Below are 20,986 nucleotides of genomic sequence, written 5' to 3' on the forward strand. Positions count from 1 at the left end.
CCTAGACATCAGAAGGAGTCCACGGACCGCCCGGACCGTTGCCTCATCCCACGGAATTCGCCGAAGTCCTTCGCGGCAGCCACACCAGCATCAGCAGCGCCCCGCCCAGCAGCAGTGCCGCGCTGGTGCGGAAGGCGAGCGCATAGCCCCCCGTCAGGGCCTCGGTGCCGCGCCCGCTGCCCGTGCCGGCCGCGGCGACGGTCGACATCACGGCGAGTCCCAGCGAACCGCCCATCGTGCGCGAGGTGTTGATCAGTCCGGACACCAGTCCGGCCTCGCCCGGCGCCGCGCCCGAGGTGGCCAGCGCGGCCAGCGGGGTGCCGGCCAGGCCTGCGCCGAGCATCATCAGCATGCCGGGGATCATGATGCCGGTGACGTACGGCGCGTGCGCGTTCATCGTGGACTGCCAGCCGAAGCCCGCCGCGGCCACCAGGGTGCCCAGTGTCGCCACCGTGCGGGCCCCGGCCGAGCGCATCAGGCGCGGGGCCAGCTTCGAACCCACCACCACCGACAGCGAGCTGGGCACGAGGGCGAGACCCGCCTCCAGCGGCGAGTAGCCGAGCACGTTCTGGGCGTACAGCGTCATGAAGTACCACATGCAGAACATCGCCGAGCCGGAGACGAACATCGCCGCGTTCGCCGAGGCCACCGAGCGCAGTCGCAGCAGCCCGAGCGGCATCAGCGGAGCCGCCGTACGGGCCTCGACCAGCAGGAAGAGGCCGATGAGGGCGAGTCCGGCGCACAGCGGCAGCAGCGTGGCCGCGGCCGTCCAGCCCACGGCCTCGGTCTGCACGATGCCGTAGGCCAGGGTCGCGAGGCCCGCCGTCACCAGCAGGGCGCCCGGCAGGTCGAGCCGCCGCCCGTCGCCCGCCCGGCTCTCCGTCAGCCACTTCAGCGAGCCGGCGAGCACCAGGGCACCGACGGGCACGTTGATCAGCAGCACCCAGCGCCAGGAGAGCACGTCCACCAGGACCCCGCCGACCAGTCCGCCCGCGGCCCCGCCGCCGGCGCCCACCGCGGTCCAGGTGGCTATCGCCCGGGCCCGGGCGGCCCCCTCGGGCACCGCGGCCGTCAGCAGGGTCAGCGTCGACGGCGCGAGCACCGCGGCGCCGAGCCCCTGCGCGGCCCGCGCCAGCAGCAACTGCCGGCCCTCCTGGGCCAGTCCGCCGCCGAGCGAGGCCAGGGTGAACAGGCCGAGCCCGACCAGGAACATCCGCTTGCGGCCGTAGAGGTCACCGGCCCGGCCGCCGAGCAGCATGAAGCCGGCGAAGGCGATGGCGTACGCGTTCACCACCCACTGCAGACCGGAGGCGCTCAGCCCGAGGTCCGTCCGCATCGACGGCAGGGCGACGTTGACCACGGACACGTCGAGCACGACCAGGAACTGCCCGGCGCAGGCCAGCGCCACCACCAGCCAGGTCGGGGGTGCCGTGCGGCGGGACACGCGGGAGACATCGGTGGCTTCGAGCATGGGCGTCATGCTCTCAACCCGGTTACGGTCCTTGCATCGGCTTTTCGGACCACCCGGTCCTGGGTCGCGGGACCTAGACCGCCCGCAGGAGCGTCACGACCGCCGCCCCGCCCAGCCCGATGTTGTGCGCGAGGCCCACCCGGGCGCCGGGCACCTGCCGTTCCCCGGCCTCCCCGCGCAGCTGCCAGACCAGCTCGGCGGCCTGGGCGAGACCGGTCGCGCCCAGCGGATGCCCCTTGGAGATCAGCCCGCCGGAGGGATTGACCACCCAGCGGCCCCCGTATGTGGTCGCCCCCGACTCCACGAGCTTGCCGGACTCTCCGGCCGGACACATGCCGAGCGCCTCGTACGTCAGCAGTTCGTTGACGGAGAAGCAGTCGTGCAGCTCCACGACGTCCACGTCCTCGATGCCGAGCCCGGCCCGCCGGTACGCCTGCCGGGCCGCCTCGCGGGACATCGGCTGCCCGACGACGTCGATGCACGAGCCGGACGCGAAGGACTCCTCGGTGTCCGTGGTCATGGCCTGCGCGACGATCTCGACCAGGCGGCTCGGGGAACGCTCCTCGGCGAACCGCTCCGAGACCACGACGGCCGCCGCCGCGCCGTCCGAGGTCGGCGAGCACTGGAGCTTGGTCAGCGGCCGGTGCACGGCTCGCGCGGCGAGGACGTCGGCCACCTCGTACACGTCCCGGAACTGGGCGTAGGGGTTGTGCGCCGAGTGGCGGTGGTTCTTGGCGGCGACCGCGGCGAGCTGCGCCTCGGTGGTGCCGTACCTCTCCATGTGCTCACGAGCCGCGTCGCCGAAGATCTGCGCGGTGGGCGGGGTCGCCTCGAAGCCGTGCCGGGCGGCCATGATCCGGTAGTGCCGGGCCACGGGTGAGGCGGAGCTCCAGTCATCGGCGGCTCCGCCACGGGCGCCGCCGTCGGTCCCTCCCCCGAGCGCGCCCTTCCTCATCTTCTCGAAGCCCAGCGCGAGCACGCAGTCGCAGACGCCGCCCTCGACCAGCTGACGGGCCAGCATGAGGGCGGTGGCGCCGGTCGCGCAGTTGTTGTTGACGTTGTAGACGGGGACGCCGGTCAGGCCGAGCTCGTAGGCGGCGCGCTGGCCGGCGGTCGAGGGCTGGAAGCAGTAGCCGACGGGAACCTGTTCCACATCGGTGTAGGCGATCCCGGCGTCCGCGAGCGCCGCGCTCCCCGCCTCCCGCACCATGTCCCAGTACTGCCACGCTCGGGTCTCGGGCTTCTCGAAGCGGGTCATCCCGACCCCGGCGACATAGGCCTTCATGGCGCGCCAGATTAGAACGTGTTCCAGTAATTGACCAGACCCTGACAGGGGATCAGAAACCCATGGAAGGGTCAAGAATTCATTAGAGGCCCGAAGCAACGGAATAGTTGCCTGTGCATACGAGGTTTACCCGGCACTTATGTCACGCAGGAGGCCTCACTCAATGACGCACACGACGACCGACCAGCCCGACCGGAAGGCCGGCGGGGCCGTGGTCCCGGTGCTCGCCTTCGCGGGCATCGTGGTCGCGGTGATGCAGACCCTGCTCGTGCCGGTCATCAAGGACCTGCCGCAACTGCTGGGCACCGCCCCCAGCAACGCCACCTGGGTCCTCACCTCGACCCTCCTGTCCGGCGCCGTGGCCACCCCGATCATGGGCCGGCTCGGCGACCTCTACGGCAAGCGGCGGATGCTGATCCTCAGCCTCGCCGTGATGGTGGTCGGCGCCCTGATCAGCGCGCTCACCAGCCAGCTGCTCACCATGATCCTGGGCCGCACCCTCCAGGGCTTCGCCATGGGCGCGATCCCGCTGGGCATCGGCCTGATGCGGGACATGCTGCCGCGCGAGCGACTCGGCTCGGCCATGGCCCTGATGAGCTCCTCCATCGGCGTCGGCGGCGGTCTCGCGCTGCCCGCCGCGGCCCTCGTCGCCCAGCACAGCGACTGGCACTCCCTCTTCTACGGCGCCGCCAGCCTCGGCGTGCTCGCGATCGCCCTCACCCTCCTCGTGGTGCCCGAGTCCCCGATGCGGGCCAAGGGCTCCTTCGACCTGCCGGGCGCCCTGGGCCTGTCCACCGGCCTGGTCCTGCTCCTCCTCCCGATCACCAAGGGCAGCGACTGGGGCTGGTCCGCCGGTACGACGCTGGGCCTGTTCGCCGCGTCCGTGGTCGTCCTGCTCCTGTGGGGCGTGTACGAGCTGCGCGTCCAGGCACCCCTGGTCGACCTGCGCACCACCGCCCGCCGCGAGGTGCTGCTCACCAACCTCGCCTCGATCATGGTCGGCGTCAGCTTCTACGTCGTCTCGCTGGTCCTGCCCCAGCTGCTCCAGCTGCCCGAGGCCACCGGCTACGGCCTCGGCCGGTCCATGGTCGTCGCGGGTCTGTGCGTGGCCCCGCTGGGCCTGACGATGATGTTCACGGCACCGGTCTACGCCCGGCTGTCCGCCCGATACGGCCCCAAGGTCACGCTCATCATCGGCCTGCTGATCATCGCCCTCGGCTACGGCGGTGGCCTCGGCCTGATGGACGCGGCCTGGCAGACCATCGTCACCTCGGTCGTCCTCGGCGCCGGCATCGGCCTCGCCTACTCCTCCCTGCCCGCACTGATCGTCGGCGCGGTGCCGGCCTCGGAGACCGGCGCGGCCAACGGCCTCAACACCCTGATGCGCTCCATCGGCACGTCCGTCTCCAGCGCCGTCATCGGCATGGTGCTGGCCAACACGGCGAACGACGTGGGCGGCATCGAGATCCCCACGATGCACGGCTTCCGCGTCTCCTTCCTCATCGCCACGGCCGCCGTCGCGGTGGGCCTGCTGCTGGCCGTCTTCCTGCCGAAGGCCTCCCGCCCGGCCCAGCACACCCAGCTGCGGGCGAGCAGCGAGGAGGAAGCCGCGCTGGAGCGGGCCGAGGAGGCGCTGCACGGCTTCCGCGGACGAGTGCTGGACGCCGGCGGTGCCCCGGTCGCCCGGGCCAAGGTCACGCTGATCGACCGGCGGGGACGGCAGGCGGGGGCGACCCTCTCCGCGGCGGACGGCAGCTACCACCTCGTGGTGCCGGGTGAGGGGGCGTACGTGCTGGCCGCACGGGCCTCCGGCCATGGGCCGCTCGCCTCTTCCGCGACCCACCCCGGTCAGGAGCGGGCGATCGAGCTGGACCTCTCCCTTCCGGGCGAGACGGTCAGCGCGTAGCGCCCACCGGGCCGCCGCGATGCGCCGTCCGGCGTCTGCGGCTTCGTCCCGGCCCGTCGCGTCCGCGTGGCGGAGCCGCATGTCGACACAGCCCCACGGTCCTTTCGGGGCGCTGCACGCACCCCCTGTCGATGAACGACCGGGGGTGCGGCAGCATGAGCGGCCGGACAGTCGTACGACCGAGAGGACCCCCCATGACCGCGGCACCCGAGCCCGAGATCCTGGCCGCGTTCGAGGCCGCCAAGGGCTTCATGCCCGTGGACGAGGGACTGGCGCTGTACGCGGCCGCGGTGGAGGCCGGGCGGCTGGGGCTGCCGCTGCTGGAGGTCGGGACCTACTGCGGCCGGTCCACCGTCCTGCTCGCGGACGCCGCCCGGGAGGCCGGGGTCACCGCGCTGACCGTCGACCACCACCGGGGCAGCGAGGAGCAGCAGCCGGGCTGGGACTACCACGACCCGGAGACGGTCGACCCGGAGATCGGCCTCATGGACACACTGCCGACCTTCCGCCGCACCCTGCACCGGGCGGGCCTGGAGGACCACGTGGTGGCGCTCGTCGGCCGCTCCCCGCAGATCGCCGCCATCTGGAACTCCCCCCTCGGCTTCGTCTTCGTCGACGGCGGGCACACCGACGAGCACGCGAACGCCGACTACGAGGGCTGGGCCCCGCACGTCGCCGAGGGCGGGCTGCTCGTCATCCACGACGTCTTCCCGCACCCCGAGGACGAGTTCACCGGCCAGGCGCCGTACCGGGTCTACCTCCGGGCCCTGGAGTCGGGCGCGTTCACCGAAATCTCCGTGACCGGATCGTTGCGCGTGCTGCGGCGGACCGGGACGGGCGTCTGACCTACGCTCGCCCTGGATCCCCGGGGAGGGCGGTCCACGACGGGGGTGGAGCCGTGCGTTTCCTGCTCGGACTGGTTCTGATCGTCTCCGGGGCGCCGCTCGTCGGCCTCCTCGGCAACGCGCTCTCGGGCAGCGGACGCAAGGGACTGGGCAGGGCCATCGGCGTCGGGCTGTACCTGCTGGTGCTCGCGGTCGCCTGGTGGCTGATCGTCGGCAGTTTCTGAGGCGGCGTCCGGCACCGGCCGCTCCCGGGACCGTCCGGTGCCGGCCCCGCCACCCGTTGAGCCCTCTCCCGCATGTGGAGGCCCTGGGCGGCCGCTAGGGTGGCAGGCGTGTCGTACGTAGGCCCGGACTTCGATCCCCCGCAGCCGCGCCGGCCCCGGCGCGGGCCGCTGACCGTCGCGCTCGCCGCGCTGGTGCCCGGCGCGCTGCTCGGCTGGCTGGTGTACGAGGCGGTGGGCGGCTCCAGCGGTTCCTCCGGGGCCGCGGGCACCCCCTCGCCCTCCGTGTCCTCCTCCCACGCGTCCTCGCCGTCGGCCGCGGCCAAGGGAACGGGCACGCCCGCCAACGACGCCAAGCAGCCGAGCCCGACGCACACCACCTCGGCCGCCGCCTCGGGCTCCCTCAAGGGCAAGGTGATCGTCATCGACCCGGGGCACAACCCCGGCAACTTCCGGCACACCGCCGAGATCAACCGCCAGGTGGACATCGGCACGAACAAGAAGGAGTGCGACACCACCGGCACGTCCACCAACGCGGGTTACACGGAGGCCCGGTTCACGCTGGACGTGGCCCACCGGCTGCGCGCGCTCCTGGAACAGGAGGGCGCCACGGTGAAGTTGACGCACGACGGCGACTCCCCGCCCTGGGGACCGTGCGTCGACGAGCGGGCGCGGATCGGGAACACGGCGCGAGCGGACGCCGCCATCTCCATCCACGCCGACGGCTCGGCCGAGGGCGACCGCGGATTCCACGTCATCCTGCCGGCGTCCGTGCACGCCGGCAGCGCCGACACCCGCCCCATCGTCGCCTCCTCCCGCGACCTCGGCGAGCGCGTCGCGGGCAAGTTCCTCCGCGTCACCGGCGAACCACCCTCCAACTACGTCGGCGACGGTACCGGTCTCGTCACACGTCAGGACCTGGGCGGTCTCAATCTGTCAACGGTTCCCAAGGTCTTCATCGAGTGCGGCAACATGCGCGATAGCAAGGACGCGGCACTGCTGACCAGCGGCGCCTGGCGGCAGAAGGCCGCGCAGGGGATCTCTGAGGGAATCGTGAGTTTCCTGCGCGAGTCGTGACCGTCGGGCGCAACCGGGCGGACAGCCCGATCTTGCGGACGATAGTGTCTACCGACGACGAGACGACTCACGAAGGACCCTTGAAGTGAATATCCGCTCCCTCACTAGAGGCGACGGCGTGGTGATCGGAGCAGCGGTGTTGCTGTTCATCGCGTCGTTCCTCGACAACTACTCCGTGGACGGCGCGCCGGACGACTTCGACCTCCCGAACCTCTGGGAAAGCGGACCGGTTCTGCTCGGCGTCGTCCTGGCGGGGATCATCGGCGCCGCGCTCGTAGTCGTCGCCCGGGCCCTGCCGGAGCCGCGCAAGGTCGCGGGGCTGGACCTCGGGCAGTTCGGCGTCGCCTTCACGGTGTTCGCCGCGTGGAGCGCTCTCGGCAACGTCATCGACCCGTCCGGCGGCGCGAACAACGTCAGTGGCTCCGGCGACGGCCCGAGCGCCGGCACGGGCCTGATCCTGGCCCTCGTCGCCACCCTGGTCATGGCGGCCGCCGCCATCGCCACCCCCCTCGTCCCCGCCCTGCAGGCCGGCCTGATCCCGGCCCCCAAGCCGGCCGCCCCGCAGCCCTACGGCGCCCAGCCGCCCGGTGGTTACGGCTACCCGGGTGCCCAGCCGCAGCAGCCGTACGGCGCCCAGCCGCAGCCGGGTCAGCCGTTCGGGCAGCAGCAGCCGGCCCCGCAGGCCGCCGCTCCGGGGCCGCAGCCGGCCGCCGGGGACTTCTCGCCGTTCTGGTTCGCCGTGCCGGTGACGCGGCCGCTGTTCTCGGAGGACGGCTCGCCGACGCCGATCGCCGAACTGGCGCCGGGCACCTGGTACTTGGCCGTCGAGCAGCGCGGTGGCGCGCTGGTGGCGCAGACGCAGGACGGCCGCCGTGGCGTGCTGCAGGACACCTCCGGGATCCAGCGCGGCTGAACCGCACCCGCACCGTCGCGCACGGCCCCTCACCCTTCCGGGCGGGGGGCCGTTGCCGTACAGTCGCCCGGCGGGGAGTATCTGACAGCTCGTCAGGAGGCGGAGAATGCGGCTCGGTCTCGCACTCGGCTACTGGGGACGCGGCCCGGACGCCGGTCATGTGCCGCTGGCCCGCGAGGCGGAGCGGCTCGGGTACCACTCCGTGTGGACGGCCGAGTCCTGGGGCTCGGACTGCTTCACCCCGCTGACCTGGATCGCCGCGCAGACGTCGAGGATCAAGCTGGGCACGGGCGTTGCGCAGATGGCGGCGCGCACGCCGACCGCCACCGCGATGCACGCGCTCACCCTGGACCATCTCTCCGGCGGGCGCGTGCTGCTGGGGCTCGGGCTTTCCGGGCCGCAGGTGGTGGAGGGCTGGTACGGCCGCCCGTTCCCGAAGTCCCCGCTGACCGCGACCCGGGAGTACGTGGACGTCGTACGGCAGGTGCTGCGGCGGGAAGCGCCGGTCGAGTCGGGCGGGCGTTTCCACCCCCTCCCCTACCGGGGGCCGGACGCCACGGGGTTGGGCAAGCCGCTCAAGCCGATCACCCATCCCCTCCGCGGCGACCTGCCCGTCCTGCTCGGCGCGGAGGGCCCGAAGAACGTCGCCCAGACGGTCCGGATCGCTGACGGCTGGCTGCCGCTGTACTGGGCGCCGAGCCGGCCCGAGGTGTACGGGGACGCGGTGCGCGAGTTGCCCGAGGGGTTCCTGGTGGCGCCGCTCACCCGGGTGAAGGTGTGCGACGACGTGGCCGAGGGTCTGCTGCCGGTGAAGGCCATGCTCGGCTTCTACATCGGCGGGATGGGGCACGCGGCCCGCAACTTCCACGCCGACCTCATGGCCCGTATGGGATACGAGGAGGAGGCCCGGCGGATCCAGGAGCTGTTCCTGGCGGGGCGGCGCGAGGAGGCCGTACTGGCCGTGCCGGACGCTTTCGCCGACGAGATCTCCCTGGTCGGTCCGCGCGAACGCATCGCGGAACGGCTGGAGTTGTGGCGCAAGGGCCCGGTGACGGACCTGCTGGCCCTGTCACCGGACCCGCACACCCTCAGGGTGCTGGCGGAGCTGAACGCCTAGCCACCGGACAGCTGGGAGGCCGAGGGCACCTGGTCCTTGACCGGGGCGCCGGCGCTCTTGCCCGCGTCCTTGACCTTGCCGATGATGTCCTCGAAGGAGCCGGCCGCGTCCCCGTCGCCCTTGCGCAGCTGGGCCGGCAGGCTCTTCAGGCCCGCGATACCGGCGGTGAGCGGTGCGAGCGCCTTGGTGAGCAGCGGGTCGCCCTGGGCGTTCTTCTGGGCCGCCTTCAGCCGGTTGTAGGCGAAGGCTCCGGCGAGGCCGGCCTTGATCAGGGTGGTCGTGCGGCCCTTGGCGCCCTTCTTGAACTTGCCCGCCTTCCAGGGCTTCACGATCCACTGGTAGGTGGCGCCGGCGGCGAGGCCGGCGTTCGCCACGAAGCGGGTCTTGGCGAACTTCTGGCGCTCGGCGGACGTGCTCGGGCTGGGGGTGGCCTGTTCGTCGGCGGCGGCCACCGTCGAGGCGGCCGCCTTCGTACTGGTGGTCTTCTCGCTGCTACCGCAGGCGGTGGAGCCGGCCAACAGGGCGCAGCACACGGTGAGCGCCACGCAGAGGCGCCGTATCGGTACGGGCACGGGGTCCTCCGGACGTTGTCCCCGAGCGGGTGATTCCTCCGGAAGCCTCACCCGGGCGGCGGGTGTGCGCCACCCGGGCGGCTCCGTCCGGGTGCCCGGCCTTGTTTCACCGCTGCGGAAGCGGCAATCCGAAGGACATGTCTCGATATCGCACTGGCGCGAATCAGGCCGGGACGGTCGTAGCGGTCGTCGCCGACATCATGGCCCTCATCCTCGGCCTGTGGATTCTGATGTACCTGCTGGACGCGAACCGGGCGAACAGCCTGGTCCAGTTCGTCCATGACGCCGCCGCCTGGCTGGCCGGCTGGTCCCACGACCTCTTCACGTTCGACGAGGCGTGGGCCCGGGTGGTCGCCGGATACGGCCTCGCCGCCGTGGTCTACCTGTTCGTGGGCCACGCCATCGCCAACCGGATGCACCGGCACTGAGTTCTCAGTCGCAGCAGTCGGGGTCCAGCCCGGACGGCAGGTGCTCTCCACCGAAGACCGCGCAGGTGGCGTCGTGGCCGCCGAGGGCGGCGACGGCGAGCAGGAGGGAACCCGCCGTCCAGGTGGTGAGTTCGCGGGGCCAGATCGCGTCGTCCTCGAAGACGTAGCCCGTCCAGTACAGGCCGGTCTCCGGGTCGCGCAGGTGCTGGATGGACTGGAGGATCTCCAGGGAGCGGTCGGACTCGCCCATCGCCCACAGTGCCAGGGCGAGTTCGGCGGACTCGCCGCCGGTCACCCAGGGGTTGGGCACGACGCAGCGTACGCCGAGACCGGGGACGACGAAGCGGTCCCAGTCGGCCTCGATGCGCGACTTGGCCTCCGCGCCGGTCAGCGCACCGCCGAGGACCGGGTAGTACCAGTCCATCGAGTAGCGGTCCTTGTCGAGGAAGCGCTCGGGGTGCCGGCGGATCGCGTGCCGGAGTGCTCCGGCCGCCAACTCCCAGTCCGGCTGCGGCTCTTCGCGCTGCTCGGCGATGGCGAGCGCGCAGCGCAGGGCGTGGTGGACGGAGGAGCTGCCGGTGAGCAGCGCGTCGGCCGTCGGGGTGCCGTCGTCCTCGCGGCGCCAGCCGATCTGGCCGCCCGGCTGCTGCAGCCGCAGCACCCACTCCGTGGCCGCGTAGACGGTGGGCCACATGCTGTCCAGGAACGTGTCGTCGCCGGTGGACAGGTAGTGGTGCCAGACGCCCACGGCTATGTAGGCGACGAAGTTCGACTCGCGGGCGCGGTCGGTGACGTCGTCGTGGGCGCCGTCGGCGTAGGCGGCGTGCCAGGAGCCGTCCTCGATCTGGTGCGTGGCGAGCCAGGTGTACGCCCGCTCGGCGGCCTCGTGTTCGCCGGCCGCGTCCAGGGCCATGGCGGCCTCGGTGTGGTCCCAGGGGTCCAGGTGGTGTCCGCGGAACCACGGGATCGCGCCGTCCTCCCGCTGCACGGCGAGGATGCCGCGGACGGTCGCGGCAGCCTGCTCGGCGGTGAGGACCCCGGGCAGGACCAGGTGTTCTGTCCGGGGGGTGGTCACTTGGCGTCCGCCCCGTCCGTCTCGGCGAGCCGGGGCAGGTGGGGCTTGGTCGCGTAGACCACGAAGCTCTTGCCGATGACCGGGTTGAGCGCCTGCTCGGCGACCCGGGTGGCCAGCGGCTTCTTCATGATGTCCCAGACCAGCAGCTTGTGGTACGCCCGCACCGGCAGCGCCTTGTCGTTGTCGACGCCGAACGCGCACTTCAGCCACCAGTAGGGCGAGTGCAGGGCGTGGGCGTGGTGGGTGCCGTACGGCCTCAGTCCCGCCTCGCGGACCTTGGCCAGCAGCTCGTCGGCCTTGTAGATGCGGATGTGGCCGCCCTCGACCTCGTGGTAGGCGTCGGACAGCGCCCAGCAGACCTTCTCGGGGCCGTAGCGCGGCACGGTGACGGCGATCCGCCCGCCCGGCCGCAGCACGCGCACCATCTCGGCGAGTACGCCCTTGTCGTCGGGGATGTGCTCCATCACCTCGGAGATGATGACGACGTCGAAGGACTCGTCGGGGAAGGGCAGTGCGAGGGCGTCGCCCTCCATCGCGGTCGCGCTCGCGCCGGCGGGGGCCTCGCCGGCCTCCTTCATCGCGGCGAACCACTTGGCGACCTCGCGGATCTCCCCGGCGTTCTGGTCGAGGGCCACGACCTGCGCGCCGCGCCGGTAGCACTCGAAGGCGTGCCGGCCGGCCCCGCAGCCGAGGTCCAGGACACGGTCGCCCGGGGCGACCGGGAACCGGGAGAAGTCGACGGTCAGCACGTGGCCCTGCTTTCGCGGTCGGAGGTTTCGCGTTCGGAGGCGAGTGGTTCTTCGAGTACGGCTGCCGGGGCGACCGCCGGGCCCGCCGGGACGCTTCCGGTGCTTTGGCGGCGGGCGATGGCTTCGCGGTAGCGGGCCACGGTCCCCTCGGCGGCGCGGGCCCAGGTGAACCGCTCGAGCACCCGTGCCCGGCCCGCCGTGCCGAGCCGTACGCGCAGGTCCGGGTCGCCCAGCAGGCGGCCGATCCCGGCGGCCAGCGCCCCCGCGTCGCCGGGCGGCACGGCCAGGCAGGTCTCGCCGTCGCGGCCGGCGACCTCGGGGATGGCACCGCCGGTCGTGGCGACCAGCGGGGTGCCGGTGGCCATGGCCTCGGCGGCGGGCAGCGAGAAACCCTCGTACAGGGAGGGCACGCAGGCGACCTCGGCCGAGCGGATCAGGTCGACCAGTTCGGCGTCGGAGATGCCCTTGACGAACTCGACGGCGCCTTCGAGACCGTAGCGTTCGATCGCCTGGGCGACCGGGCCCTCCTGAGGGCGCTTGCCGACCACGACGAGGTGGGCGGCCGGGTGCTCGGTGCGCACCTTGGCGAGCGCCTCGACGAGGAAGACCAGGCCCTTGAGGGGCACGTCGGCGCTGGAGGTGGTGACGATCCGGCCGGGCACCTCGGGCACCGCCGGATTCGGCGCGAAGAGGTCGGTGTCGGCGCCGATGTGGACCACGTGGACGCGGTCGGCGCGGACGCCGAGGTGGTCCACGATCTCCTGGCGGGAGCTGCCGGAGACGGTGAGCACCGAGGGCAGGCGGCGGGCGACGCGCTTCTGCATGCGGGTGAAGGCGTACCAGCGCCGCACGGAGTAGCGGCGCTGCCAGCCCTCGGCCGCGTCCAGCTCCAGCTGCCGGTCGACGGTGATGGGGTGGTGGATGGTGGTGACCAGGGGGACGCCGATGTCGCCCAGCAGACCGTAGCCGAGCGTCTGGTTGTCGTGGACGACGTCGAACTCGCCGCTTCTGGACCGCAGATGGCGGCGGGCGCGCAGGGAGAACGTGAGCGGCTCGGGGAAGCCTCCGGTCCACATGGTGGCGACCTCGAGGGCGTCGATCCAGTCGCGGTACTCGTCCCGCCCGGGGGTGCGGAAGGGGTCGGGCTGGCGGTAGAGGTCGAGGCTGGGCAGCTCGGTCAGGGTGAGCTGGGGGTACCCCTCGTCGAGGACGGGATAGGGCTGTGAGCCGATGACCTCGACCCGGTGGCCGAGGCGGGCCAGCTCGCGGGAGAGGTGCCGTACGTACACGCCCTGGCCGCCGCAGAACGGGTTCCCTTTATAGGTGAGAAGCGCGATGTGGAGCGGTCGCTCGCCGTCGGCGGCGAGGTCCTGGTGGGGACCCGCCTGACTGGCCTCAGCGGTCACTCTGGGCCCCCTTCTCCCTGCACTGTCCCGCGAGACTACGACGGGACGCTAATCTAGAACAAGTTCCAGACTTGATCGTTCAAGAGGCTCTGAATCTACCGGCAGGTAGGGGCCCTGTGAGCAGTGGATCAGGTGATTCACGCCACGGCACGGACCCCCGCCGTGCAGGATGATCACGTGCCCTACAGATGCCCTCACCGACTGTCACGGAGCGGGACCCATGCCTGCGGAATCCAAGCTGGAAGCCAGTAGCGTCCGGCCCCCTTCAGCGCCGCTGACCGAGCGGCAGGCGGCCCGCCGCCGCCGGATCCTGCACGCGAGCGCACAGCTGGCCAGCCGGGGCGGTTTCGACGCCGTTCAGATGCGCGAGGTCGCCGAGTCCTCCCAGGTGGCCCTCGGCACGCTCTACCGCTACTTCCCGTCCAAGGTGCATCTGCTGGTCGCCACCATGCAGGACCAGCTCGAGCACATGCACGGCACGCTGCGCAAGAAGCCCCCGACGGGCGACACGGCGGCCGAGCGGGTCGCGGAGACCCTGATGCGCGCCTTCCGCGCACTGCAGCGCGAGCCGCACCTGGCCGACGCGATGGTCCGCGCCCTCACCTTCGCCGACCGCAGCGTCTCCCCCGAGGTCGACCAGGTCTCCCGGCAGACCACGGCGATCATCCTGGACGCGATGGGGCAGGAGCACCCGAGCCCCGAGCAGCTCTCCGCGGTCCGGGTCATCGAGCACACCTGGCACTCGGCCCTCGTCACCTGGCTCTCGGGCCGCGCATCCATCGCCCAGGTGAAGATCGACATCGAGACGGTCTGCCGCCTGATCGACCTGACCGAACCGGGGTCCGGGCGCTGACCCGGCGGTGACACGGGCACGCCGGGGGCGGGGCGGGCACGACAAGACCTACGAGACGGGTTCCCTTCGCCGGCATGGTCCGGATCAGGTGATGGGGGTCGCTTTCCGGCCTGACTGCTGCCTTCCGGCCTCTCAGCCCTACCGTCGCTGTCGGTACCGGCGGATGCATGACGCGTCACGCCGAAATCGGCTACTCCGGTCGGACTCCCTCACTCGCCTCGTAGGCTGATACCAGGATAATCCTCGCGAGGCTGACGGAACCCACCAAATGGGAAATTTTTCGCCCATCCCGAGGACGCGCCGCGCGCGCCGCCCCCAGGGCCTCCCTTTCGGATCTCGCCGGGGGCGCGGGGTCTGGCACGCACATCCGCCGCGTTGTCGTCGGTTGCCGACTCCCCCACGCTCGGCTTCACTCGCGCGGGGGCACCCCCATCGCGTCGACGCACTCCTCCGCCTTGCAGCTGCACCCACCAGACCCCGCTCGGGGCGGACAGCAGGCGCCGCCGCTCCGAGCCGGCCAGATCCGGAAGAAAGGCCCTACTCCTCGGGCGGGAACACCGACTCCCGGCTGCCCAGCAGCGTGATCGTGATGGCCTCCACCGGGCAGCTCTCTGCCGCCTCGAGGAGCTGTTCGCTCGCGTCGGCGTCCGGTTCCACGGGGTGGGACTGGCGTGCCGAGTCGAGGCGGAAGCCGTCCGGGGCGTGGTGGAGGCACTGGGCCGAGCCGATGCACACGGACCGGTCGACCTCGAGGTGCCAGCGGTCGCCCATGCCTAGGCCCCCGCCGGCAGGTGGATCATCTTGTGCTCGAGGTACTCGCCGTAGCCCTCGGGACCGAACTCCCGGCCCAGGCCCGAGTTCTTGTAACCGCCGAACGGGCCGAGCATGTCGAGGCTGAAGGTGTTGACGTTGTAGGTGCCGGTACGGACCCGGCGGGCGACCTCGATGCCGTGCTCGACGTCGGCCGTCCACACGCTGCCGGACAGGCCGTAGTCCGAGTCGTTGGCGATCTTCACCGCTTCCTCTTCGTCGCCGTAGGGCAGGAGGCAGATCACCGGGCCGAAGATCTCCTCGCGGGCGATCCGCATGGCGTTGTCGACGCCGCCGAAGAGCGTGGGCTCCACGTACCAGCCCTTGTCCAGCCCGGCCGGGCGGCCGCCGCCGGTGAGGATCTTGGCGCCCTCCTCCTGGCCGATCCGGATGTAGTCGAGGTTGCGTTGCTGCTGCCGCCGGGCGACCAACGGGCCGACCTGGGTGGCCGGGTCCAGCGGGTCGCCGACCTTCAGGGCGCTCGCCGCCTGCGCGAAGGCGTCCGCGAACTCGTCGTAGCGGGCACGCGGTACGAGGATCCGGGTCTGGGCGACACACGCCTGACCGTTGTTCATCCACGCCGCCGGGACGATCCCCGACACGGCCGCCTGGAGGTCCGCGTCCGGCAGCACGACCGCCGCCGACTTGCCGCCCAGCTCCAGCGTGACCCGGGTGAGGTTGCGGGCGGCCACCTCCATCACCCGCCTGCCGGCCGCGACCGAGCCGGTGAAGGAGACCTTGTCGATGCCGGGGTGCCCGACCAGGTACTCGCTGACCTCGCGGTCGGCGGGGAGGATCGACAGCACGCCCTCGGGCAGGCCGGCCTCGCGCGCGATCTCGCCGAGCAGGTACGCGTCCAGCGGGGACTCCGGGGACGGCTTGAGCACCACCGTGCAGCCGGACAGGAGCGCGGGGGCCAGCTTGGCTGCCGCGACGAACTGCGGCACGTTCCACGGGACGACGGCGGCGACCACACCGACCGGTTCGCGCCGGACGAGGATCGGGCCGAGCACTCCGGCGCGGCGCTCCTCGTGGGTGAAACCGCGCGCGACCCCGATCGCCGCGTCCCAGACCATCATCGCGCCGAGCGCCTGGGCGAGCACGCTCCAGGAGTACGGGGAGCCGTTCTCGGCGGAGATCACCCGGGCGATCTCCTCGTGCCGCGCGGCGATGCCGTCCTTGATCCGGGCGACGACCTCGATCCGTTCCTCCGGCGTGGCCCGCGGCCAGGGCCCCTCGTCGAAGGCGCGGCGCGCCACGGCCACCGCCCGGTCGACGTCCTCCCGGCAGGCGTGCGGCACCCGGCCGATGACCTCCTCGGTGTGCGGGGAGACGACCTCGATGACCTCCTCGCCCAGGGGGTCGGTCAACTCCCCGCCGATGAACAGCTGTCCGTGTTCCACGAGCTCGGTCATGGCCGACTGCCTCCCGCCGCACCGCCTGTTTCTGACGCTGTTTCAGAACTGATATCAGTTCTAGTTACAGGGGGCAATGGTCGGCACCGATCAGGGCCGCACCAGCGGTTCTCCGCCGGTGCGGCCCTGATCGCGGCGAGTTCGGCCGGCCTCAGCTGCAGTACCGGTTGTAGGCCGAGTTGTAGCCCTGGTTGTAGCCGTCGACGTAACCGTGCGCCCACGAGGAGTCGTGGCCGCTCGCGTAGTTCGATCCGTAGCCGTCGCGGTCACAGTCGGAACGCGCGTCGGAGAAGCCGTCGCGGAAGCCCTGCCGGAAGCCCTGCCGATAGTGGTTCTGCCCCGGCAGAACCGTCGCGGAGCTCACGTGCGTTGCGGGAGAAGACGCGAATGCCGGCTGAACGCTCAACGGCATGAGGGCGACACCGGCCGCCACCAGAACGGAGCTGAGGGCAGCGGCCCTCTTGATAGTCCTTCGCTGCATGAGCTCTCCCCAAATACGCTCATATGGAATATGTCCACTCTAATAGGCTGAAAGCATGACGCAACTCGTGGGTAATCGGCCCACGCGGTCACCTTCACCCCAGGCTTCGACGCGTAATCTGACGTGTCATCGGTTCTGGTCATGGGGGACAATGGTCGACACCGAGCGCTCCCGGACCAGCGGATTTACCGCCGGCCCGGGTGCCGTCATGTCACGTGGGCCGTCTGTGGGCCGTCGTTGCCTTCCCCGGCGGCCCCGTACATGGCGTCGACCGCCCTTCGCGTGCTGCTCTCGCTGCTCGGCATGAGGTGCGTGCAGACCCGCAGGGTGAAACCCGGATCGGGCTCGGGAAGGACGCCGGGAGGCCGTTCGAGCGTCTCGTGGCCATCCTGTGGCCAGGTCCCGGGCCAGCTGCTGGCGGTCGGTGGGGTTGCCGTACTTCGCTGCTGTACCGCAGCGGACATCGCCAGCACCCTGGGTCCGGCAGGTGACTCATCCGACCTGCTGGTCGGCGACGTCCCCGACGGGAGCGTCGGCCAGCACCACGGCTACCTTGATCCGTTTGCCCACTGGCTCGCGATGCATCTCGAAGCTCCGGCAGACCGCCATCACGATTTCCAGCCCGTGCTGACCCACTCTGTTCGGGTCGGTGGCCCGGGCTGCGGGCAGCCGGGGTTCGCTGTCCCACACCGTCACCTCGACGGCGCCGTCCGCGGCCTCCAGCGTCAGCAGGCACGGCCCCGGAGCGTATTTGCGGGAGTTGGTCACCAGCTCGCTCACGACCAGCTGGACAATGCCTTTCACGCGAGCGGACACCGTCATCGCATGGACCGCCTGCAGGTCGGCGAGAAACGACCGGGACAGGTCGCGGGCCTCGGCGATCTCCTCACTGCCTTCGAACGCGGCGGACACCGAGATCGGACGCTCTGCGAGCGGCTGCAGACCATCGTCTTGCTCAGGGAGGTCCATACCGTCTGCCTCATGGTCCGAAGCGCCGCCGATCGTCCGGACCGGCTACCCCCGAATCGTCACACCAGTCCTCATGCAGGGCTGAGAAGTTGGACGAGGCCCCGCGTGCAGTACGGCTCCTGTCTTCTGCCGTGCAGTTCCAAGCCTTCAGCCGTGCGTCGGCTGAAGGAGACGAGTCGCGATCGCGACGATCGCCAGGATCCCGGCGATCACGCGAAACCCCGCCGGTCCGGGCCATGTACGCCGTCTGGCCTCTGGCTGCGTATCCCAGACCCGAGGTCGGCATGTGGGATTGGTGATCGATCCGTGTCGGCTGCAAGTGCGCACCTCCATGAGGGTGCTGGTCTCGCAACCATCCCCGTTCTCCCGTGACACTCCTGTCGGGCCGTGCGCTGATCGAAGTGACCCCGGGCGAGGTCATGGCGCTCTTCCTCCGGGGGGAGGTATACGGGCGCCGACGTGCAGGGGCAGGCTCGGTTCCCCCCGTAACCGGGTCTGCCCCTGCTCGCAGCACCCCACCACCTCTCCCGAAACCAGGACTGCGCTGCGTGCAACCGCCTTTGACCCCCGGGTATCCCAGACCACGCAGATCCGTTCGGGACCCGCCCGCGGTGCCCACTGTGGTTGCCCTACGCCCCGGACAACCGCCGCGAGGGCGCCGGCGGATGCACGGGATGTGACACCGCCGGACTCTCGCGCGCTGTAACGGGTGGACCCAGGACCCAGGGGTCCCGTGGTGCTCGCTCGCCCCCCCCTTGAGCGAACAGCCGCGTACACGGGGCAGGCAGGTGCGTCCCCCCGTCGCCTGCCTGCCCCATAAGCGGCCCTGGCGAGGGCCGGCCGGCGCGGCAGGGAGTCCCAGTCGCCTGGCCACCCGCCTGAGGTTCAGGTCTCCCGGAAGTACGAACGTCGTGACGATCGAGGTGTGTGTGCAGGGGCTGCTGGCGGACCGCTATCAGTTGCAGGAACGGCTGGGGCGCGGCGCGATGGGAGAGGTCTGGCGAGCCGCCGACCAGCTTCTCGGGCGACCTGTGGCGGTCAAACTGCTGCGGACCGAGGAAGCCGCGGACGCCGAACGCTTCCGCCTGGAGGCACGGACGGCAGGCCGGCTCAACCACCCCAACGTCGTCGGCATGTACGACTTCGGCTCCCACCACGGCCAGCTCTACCTGGTCATGGAACTCGTCGACGGCTGGAGCCTCGCCCAGGATCGGTCCCTGCGCGGTGCCCTGAACCCCCAGGACGCGGCAGCCGTCGCCGCCCAAGCGGCCGCCGGTCTGGCCGCGGCGCACCGGCAGGGAGTGATCCACCGGGACGTCAAGCCCGCCAACGTGATGCTGACCGGCGACCGCACGGCGAAGATCGCGGACTTCGGGATCGCCCGCTTCGCCGATGAGGCGGCCAGTGCTCTGACGGCCACCGGCAAGATCCTCGGCACCGCCGACTACCTCGCCCCCGAACGCGCCCTCGGCCGCCCCGCCCAGCCCGCCTCCGACGTCTACTCCCTCGGCTGCGTGCTGTACGAACTGCTCACCGGCAGGCCCCCGTTCCGCGGTGCCACCTCGCTGGCCGTGGTGCAGCAGCACGTCGACGCCACCCCACCGCCGCCCGCCCGACTGCGCCCCGGGATTCCGCAGCCACTCTCCGACTACGTGCTGCGCCTGCTCGACAAGGACTCGGCTCACCGTCCCACCGCTGAGCAGGCAGCCGTCTGGCTCACCGCGTACCGCCGAACGCCGACCATGACCGCGCCGGGCAGCACTGCCACCAGGCCGACACCGCACACCATTCCTGCTCCGGCCCCACAGACCCGTGACTCCCGGAGCGCGGCGCACTCCCGTCCGCGAGGCAGCCGCAAACTGGCCACCCAAGCAACTCTCGGCGGTATGGGGCTGGCCCTTGCCGCTGCGGCGGCAGCCCTAGGAGCATCGATGAATTCCGGCGACGACACCCCCTCGTCGCCGTCTTCTCCCACCGCGGCGACGGTCACCTCCATGCCCGTAACCGCGACACCGCCACCGACCGCGCCTCCTGCCTCGCCGACCGTTACGGCACCGCCCGCGCGAGGACATGGTGACAGCCAGGACCACGAAAGCCAGGACAAGCACGGCGGCGGAATGGGCAAGGGACGGCACTCCCACGCGAGCCCAGCGGGCACAGCCCGGGCCGTGCCTGGGCCGCCCGGGAGCGGTCAACGATGACCGGCAACGACCGTTCCACTGCTGGTCAGCCGGTCTCGTTCAGGCCCTCCGCCCGGCTGACCTAACGGCCCATCAGTTCTGGTTATAGTGGGCAGTGGTAGTGGGGTGCGGGTGGTGGGGCGGAGGAGTCGGATGACGAAGACGTTCGATCACGGCGGGGGCGTGCGGTCCGTCCAGGTGCCCATACCGGACAACCCCCTCGGCCACACATTGGTGTACGTCGTCGACACCGACCGGGGTCCGGTCCTGGTGGACACGGGCTGGGACGACCCGGCCTCCTGGGAGGCGCTCGCGGCCGGTCTCGCGGACTCCGGCACGTCCGTCGCCGAGGTGCACGGAGTGGTCATCACCCACCACCACCCGGACCACCACGGTCTGTCGGGCCGGGTCCGCGAGGCCTCCGGCGCGTGGCTGGCGATGCACGCGGCCGACGCCGCGATCGTGCGCAGGACACGGGAGACCCGGCCGGAGCGCTGGTACGCGTACATGGCGGCCAAGCTGACGGCGGCCGGGGCGCCCGAGGAACACGTCGCCCCGCTGCGCGTGGCCCGCGGCCGCCGTACGTTGCCCGGCCTCTCCCCCGCCCTGCCCGACCGCGAGATCGTCCCCGGCGAACTCCTGGACCTGCCGGGCCGCCGGCTGCGCGCGATCTGGACCCCGGGGCACACGCCCGGGCATGTCTGCCTGCACCTGGAGGAAGAGCATCCCGCCCGACTCCCCGGCCGGGGGCGGCTGTTCAGCGGCGACCACGTCCTCCCGGAGATCACCCCGCACATAGGCCTGTACGAGGACCCGGACGACGCGACCGTGACCGACCCCCTCGGCGACTACCTGGACTCCCTGGAGCGGGTGGGGCGCCTCACCCCCGCCGAGGTGCTCCCCGCCCACCAGCACTCCTTCACCGACGCGCCCGCCCGGGTACGGGAGTTGCTCGCACACCACGAGGAACGCCTCACCGGCCTGCTGGCCCTCCTCTCCTCACCGCTCACCCCCTGGCAACTGGCGGAGCGCATGGACTGGAACCGGCCCTGGCCCGACATCCCGTACGGATCGCGGAACATCGCGGTCTCGGAGGCCGAGGCTCATCTGCGCCGCCTGGTCAAGCTGGGGCGGGCGGAGCCCGTGGCGGGGAGCGATCCGGTGGTGTACGCGGCGGTGTAAATCGATCGCCGCGACCGGACCAGGGCTGCTA

Annotated in this window: 20 protein-coding genes; 10 read left to right on the top strand and 10 right to left on the bottom strand. The window is 71.6% G+C overall.

All coding sequences use genetic code 11. The features are described from left to right. Positions 1-43: 43 nt before the first annotated feature. Together AC07CM_RS03080 and AC07CM_RS03085 are read right to left on the bottom strand one after the other, a co-directional pair. Positions 44-1,480 carry an MFS transporter gene (locus AC07CM_RS03080; RefSeq protein ID WP_478874574.1) on the bottom strand — a complete coding sequence of 479 codons (1,437 nt, stop codon included), beginning with the start codon at positions 1,478-1,480 and terminating at the stop codon, positions 44-46. Between the two features lie 64 nt (positions 1,481-1,544). After that, complete coding sequence (locus AC07CM_RS03085) at positions 1,545-2,756, bottom strand: lipid-transfer protein (RefSeq protein ID WP_478874575.1); 1,212 nt, start codon at positions 2,754-2,756, stop codon at positions 1,545-1,547. A gap of 163 nt (positions 2,757-2,919) precedes the next feature. Here AC07CM_RS03085 and AC07CM_RS03090 point away from each other — a divergent pair, with 163 nt between their 5' ends. The 6 genes from AC07CM_RS03090 to AC07CM_RS03115 all read left to right on the top strand — a co-directional run bounded on the left by AC07CM_RS03090 (position 2,920) and on the right by AC07CM_RS03115 (position 8,835). Further along, positions 2,920-4,662 (top strand): MFS transporter, encoded by a 1,743-nt coding sequence (locus AC07CM_RS03090; RefSeq protein WP_478874576.1) that lies wholly within the window; start codon positions 2,920-2,922, stop codon positions 4,660-4,662. A 194-nt stretch (positions 4,663-4,856) separates the two neighbouring features. After that, complete coding sequence (locus AC07CM_RS03095; protein WP_478874577.1) at positions 4,857-5,507, top strand: class I SAM-dependent methyltransferase; 651 nt, start codon at positions 4,857-4,859, stop codon at positions 5,505-5,507. Positions 5,508-5,560: 53 nt separating this feature from the next. Then, on the top strand, positions 5,561-5,731 hold the full coding sequence (locus AC07CM_RS03100; RefSeq protein WP_478874578.1) for a hypothetical protein: 171 nt from the start codon (positions 5,561-5,563) through the stop codon (positions 5,729-5,731). Positions 5,732-5,839: 108 nt separating this feature from the next. Then, on the top strand, positions 5,840-6,805 hold the full coding sequence (locus AC07CM_RS03105) for an N-acetylmuramoyl-L-alanine amidase (protein ID WP_478874579.1): 966 nt from the start codon (positions 5,840-5,842) through the stop codon (positions 6,803-6,805). Between the two features lie 85 nt (positions 6,806-6,890). Then, positions 6,891-7,718: a DUF5336 domain-containing protein gene (locus tag AC07CM_RS03110; RefSeq protein ID WP_478874580.1), complete on the top strand. Its 828-nt coding sequence runs from the start codon at positions 6,891-6,893 to the stop codon at positions 7,716-7,718. 106 nt (positions 7,719-7,824) lie between these two features. Further along, positions 7,825-8,835 carry an LLM class F420-dependent oxidoreductase gene (locus tag AC07CM_RS03115; protein WP_478874581.1) on the top strand — a complete coding sequence of 337 codons (1,011 nt, stop codon included), beginning with the start codon at positions 7,825-7,827 and terminating at the stop codon, positions 8,833-8,835. On the opposite strand, the gene AC07CM_RS03120 is transcribed toward AC07CM_RS03115, so the two are convergent. After that, entirely contained in the window at positions 8,832-9,407 is a 576-nt protein-coding gene (locus AC07CM_RS03120) for a hypothetical protein (protein WP_478874582.1), read from the bottom strand. The two genes, AC07CM_RS03115 and AC07CM_RS03120, sit on opposite strands and share 4 nt — an antisense overlap. A 137-nt stretch (positions 9,408-9,544) precedes the next feature. On the opposite strand from AC07CM_RS03120, the gene AC07CM_RS03125 reads away from it, so the two are divergent. Next, positions 9,545-9,835, top strand: coding sequence for a hypothetical protein (locus tag AC07CM_RS03125; RefSeq protein WP_478874583.1), 291 nt, complete (start codon positions 9,545-9,547; stop codon positions 9,833-9,835). A 4-nt stretch (positions 9,836-9,839) separates the two neighbouring features. Here AC07CM_RS03125 and AC07CM_RS03130 read toward each other — a convergent pair whose 3' ends face one another. The 3 genes from AC07CM_RS03130 to AC07CM_RS03140 are packed head-to-tail and all read right to left on the bottom strand — an operon-like array spanning position 9,840 to position 13,065. After that, complete coding sequence (locus AC07CM_RS03130) at positions 9,840-10,910, bottom strand: prenyltransferase (RefSeq protein ID WP_478874584.1); 1,071 nt, start codon at positions 10,908-10,910, stop codon at positions 9,840-9,842. Next, complete coding sequence (locus tag AC07CM_RS03135; RefSeq protein WP_478874585.1) at positions 10,907-11,659, bottom strand: class I SAM-dependent methyltransferase; 753 nt, start codon at positions 11,657-11,659, stop codon at positions 10,907-10,909. Before AC07CM_RS03135 ends, AC07CM_RS03130 begins: the two co-directional genes overlap by 4 nt. After that, positions 11,653-13,065: a glycosyltransferase family 4 protein gene (locus AC07CM_RS03140; protein ID WP_478874586.1), complete on the bottom strand. Its 1,413-nt coding sequence runs from the start codon at positions 13,063-13,065 to the stop codon at positions 11,653-11,655. Before AC07CM_RS03140 ends, AC07CM_RS03135 begins: the two co-directional genes overlap by 7 nt. Positions 13,066-13,285: 220 nt before the next feature. On the opposite strand from AC07CM_RS03140, the gene AC07CM_RS03145 reads away from it, so the two are divergent. Next, positions 13,286-13,918 (top strand): TetR family transcriptional regulator, encoded by a 633-nt coding sequence (locus AC07CM_RS03145; protein ID WP_478874587.1) that lies wholly within the window; start codon positions 13,286-13,288, stop codon positions 13,916-13,918. Between the two features lie 537 nt (positions 13,919-14,455). Here the strand turns inward: AC07CM_RS03145 and AC07CM_RS03150 are convergent. The 4 genes from AC07CM_RS03150 to AC07CM_RS03165 form a co-directional block, all read right to left on the bottom strand. Beyond that, a complete protein-coding gene (locus AC07CM_RS03150) occupies positions 14,456-14,689 on the bottom strand; it encodes a ferredoxin (protein WP_478874588.1) in 234 nt (77 codons plus the stop codon). A gap of 2 nt (positions 14,690-14,691) precedes the next feature. Then, positions 14,692-16,143: an aldehyde dehydrogenase gene (locus AC07CM_RS03155; protein WP_478874589.1), complete on the bottom strand. Its 1,452-nt coding sequence runs from the start codon at positions 16,141-16,143 to the stop codon at positions 14,692-14,694. A gap of 151 nt (positions 16,144-16,294) precedes the next feature. Beyond that, on the bottom strand, positions 16,295-16,624 hold the full coding sequence (locus AC07CM_RS03160) for a hypothetical protein (protein ID WP_478874590.1): 330 nt from the start codon (positions 16,622-16,624) through the stop codon (positions 16,295-16,297). Positions 16,625-17,116: 492 nt separating this feature from the next. After that, entirely contained in the window at positions 17,117-17,593 is a 477-nt protein-coding gene (locus AC07CM_RS03165; RefSeq protein ID WP_478874591.1) for an ATP-binding protein, read from the bottom strand. Between the two features lie 911 nt (positions 17,594-18,504). On the opposite strand from AC07CM_RS03165, the gene AC07CM_RS03170 reads away from it, so the two are divergent. Then, the gene (locus AC07CM_RS03170) at positions 18,505-19,794 is read left to right on the top strand and encodes a serine/threonine-protein kinase (RefSeq protein ID WP_478874592.1); all 1,290 of its coding nucleotides are present in this window, start codon (positions 18,505-18,507) and stop codon (positions 19,792-19,794) included. Positions 19,795-19,926: 132 nt separating this feature from the next. Next, positions 19,927-20,955 (top strand): MBL fold metallo-hydrolase, encoded by a 1,029-nt coding sequence (locus AC07CM_RS03175; protein WP_478874593.1) that lies wholly within the window; start codon positions 19,927-19,929, stop codon positions 20,953-20,955. The last annotated feature ends 31 nt before the right edge of the window (positions 20,956-20,986 follow it).

Source organism: Streptomyces sp. NPDC044061, from assembly GCF_056434305.1.